3 protein-coding genes are annotated in these 2527 nt (G+C 58.2%); 2 read left to right on the top strand and 1 reads right to left on the bottom strand.

Going from position 1 to position 2527, the window contains the following annotated elements; translation table 11 throughout:
• Positions 1-317: 317 nt before the first annotated feature.
• Positions 318-653 carry a hypothetical protein gene (locus tag HMPREF2765_RS08355; RefSeq protein WP_049345994.1) on the bottom strand — a complete coding sequence of 112 codons (336 nt, stop codon included), beginning with the start codon at positions 651-653 and terminating at the stop codon, positions 318-320.
• Between the two features lie 173 nt (positions 654-826).
• Here HMPREF2765_RS08355 and HMPREF2765_RS08350 point away from each other — a divergent pair, with 173 nt between their 5' ends.
• Both HMPREF2765_RS08350 and HMPREF2765_RS08345 read left to right on the top strand, forming a co-directional pair.
• Entirely contained in the window at positions 827-1354 is a 528-nt protein-coding gene (locus tag HMPREF2765_RS08350; protein WP_049352247.1) for a peptidylprolyl isomerase, read from the top strand.
• 172 nt (positions 1355-1526) lie between these two features.
• A complete protein-coding gene (locus HMPREF2765_RS08345) occupies positions 1527-2351 on the top strand; it encodes a rhomboid family intramembrane serine protease (protein WP_049338659.1) in 825 nt (274 codons plus the stop codon).
• Positions 2352-2527: the final 176 nt, after the last annotated feature.

The following is a 2527-nucleotide window of genomic DNA, read 5'->3' as shown; positions in this document are numbered from 1 at the left end:
GAGAGTAGGTCATCGCCGGTTTATTTTTGAACCGAGAACCCCATGTCGAAAGACATGGGGTTCTTTGTATATCCGGGTATGTTAGGGGAAATACCGCAGGGTGCACCCCGGGGTATATGCACGGGGAGATTCAGCGCTCTACCTGTAGCATCTGTAGCGCCTCCTCTCTCCCCTTTTCCTCCCCCCCCCCAAAAAAAACAAACAATAGCCGCCCGTCAGAGTAAAACTCTAGCGGGCGGCTATCTCTCACAATGCGCTCCCTCACGCCGCTAGCGGCGCCTCAGAACGTGTAGAGAAGAAAATGCGGGGAATAACGCTTATGCGTTCTTCCAGGGGTCCTCCACGGGGCGAGCTGCGTTGTAGGCTGCGGCGCCTGCAACGCCCAGCGCAACCAGCAGACCCAGGAATGCCAGGCCCTTACGGGGGCGCTTGCCGCCGTTACGCTCGATACGAGCCAGTTCCTTCTCAGCGGCGCGAACGGTCTTCGCGGTAGCCTTACGAGCCTTCTTCAGGGCCTTCTTGTTGCCGGTCAGCTTCTCAGCGAACATCTCAGCGGTCTTGCCTTCCAGTGCGGACTCAACAGCAGCCAGGGAAGAGACAACAGCCTGAGCCTTAGCAGCCTTGCGTGCCTTGCGCTTCTTGCAGCAGAACATGGGGTGACCTCCATCGGTTGAAATGCGCCAGCGACTAGAAAACGCCGCCGCGCGCGTAGTGTTCACCTCTCAGGATATTCAATTCCCGCCCAAAAAGCCCGCTCGACGGTGCGCCCGGGGCGAAAAAACATGTTAGATGGCGAATGAGCGCCGCCCCGTGCCACAATAGAGCCATGACTAATGCAACTGCTAAGGCAACTATCCACACTAACTACGGTGACATCGTCGTCGAGCTCTTCGGCAACCACGCACCGCTGACTGTTGAGAACTTCATCGGCCTCGCTGACGGCTCCCGTCAGTGGAAGCACCCCCGCACCGGTGAAATCATGAACACCCCCCTGTACAAGGACGTCGTGTTCCACCGCATCATCAAGGACTTCATGATTCAGGGTGGCGACCCCCTGGGCATGGGCGTTGGTGGCCCCGGCTACCAGTTCAAGGACGAGATTCACCCCGAGCTCTCCTTCTCCAAGCCCTACCTGCTGGCAATGGCTAACGCAGGCCCCGGCACCAACGGTTCTCAGTTCTTCATCACCACCGTTGAGACCCCCTGGCTGAACGGCCGCCACACCATCTTCGGTGAGGTCACCGACGAGGCATCCAAGAAGGTTGTTGACGCTATTGAGAGCGTTGAGACCGGCTTCCAGGACCGCCCGGTCAAGGACGTTGTCATCTCCTCGATCGACATCGAAAAGCTCTAATAAACCCCATCGGAAGGCTCATACGAGCATTCTGCTGAAGGTGTTGAGAAAACACGTATAGTTCAGGGGCCCGCCAGGATTCTTCCGGTGGGTCCCTGCGCTTATATGCCCACGCGCGCCATCCCCCGCACACCACCTTCGGATAATCCTGTACACAACCCCTGGAGGTTCAGTGGAGAACTTTCCCAACTATGCAGGCTACGGGCAGACTCCCACCGTCTGCGTCAACCACCCCAACCGCGTTAGCTACGCCCAGTGCAAGCGCTGCAACCGCACCGTCTGCGGCGAATGCCAGGTGGCGCTGGATGTGGGCATGGTCTGCCCCGACTGCTACCGCGACCTCACGGGCGGCAGCTCGAAGGCGCAAGGTTCGAAAGCACAGGGCTCATTCCTGGCGCGCCACTGGCACATTACGTACACGCTCATTCTGATTAACGTCGCGATGTACGGTCTGCAGCAGATCATTCCCAATGAATGGGTGGTTAGGCACGGCAACATCTGGTGGCCCTACGTCCAGCATGGCGAGTACTACCGCATCATCAGCTACGGTTTTCTGCACATGCAGAACGACCCGATGCACCTGGTGTGGAACATGATTAACCTCTTCATCTACGGTGTGTCCCTCGAACGCATGATGGGGCGCTGGAAGTTCCTCCTCGTGTACCTGGGCTCTATCGTCTTCGGCGCCCTCGGCGTGTACGTGCTGGCGTCTGACACCAGCGTGGTGGGTGCCTCCGGTGGTCTATTCGGCCTCATGGGCTCTTTCTTGACCCTGCTAATCATCAGGAAGCAGAAGGACACCGCACGAGTGTTCGTCATGATTACTGCCCCGAACATCATCTATAGCATTCTGACCCCCTCGAATATCTCCCACGCATGCCATGCGGGTGGTTTTGTCGGTGGTGTGCTGTTGACACTGCTGTTTGTCCCGCTTGTGGATAAGCCCGAGCCTCCTCAGCAGCAGAGCCCGCAGCAATGGCAAAACGGCAGGTACTAAGCCTGAAAATACGTGAAAAATCTTCGGAAAATCCGGCACACAACCCTTGGAGGGTCAGTGGAGAACTTTCCCAACTACGCAGGCTACGGGCAGAGCCCCACGGTCTGCGTCAACCACCCCGACCGCGTTAGCTACGCCCAGTGTGGGCGCTGCAACCGCACCGTCTGCGGCGAATG

The organism is Rothia sp. HMSC062H08, from assembly GCF_001810775.1.
Taxonomy (GTDB): Bacteria; Actinomycetota; Actinomycetes; order Actinomycetales; family Micrococcaceae; genus Rothia.
This window is presented reverse-complemented; position numbering and strand designations above follow the sequence as displayed.

What these genes read in the sequence shown, in the direction of transcription:
- HMPREF2765_RS08355 (WP_049345994.1), bottom strand. Translation starts at nt 653, where the DNA reads ATGTTCTGCTGCAAGAAGCGCAAGGCACGCAAGGCTGCTAAGGCTCAG.
- HMPREF2765_RS08350 (WP_049352247.1), top strand. Translation starts at nt 827, where the DNA reads ATGACTAATGCAACTGCTAAGGCAACTATCCACACTAACTACGGTGAC.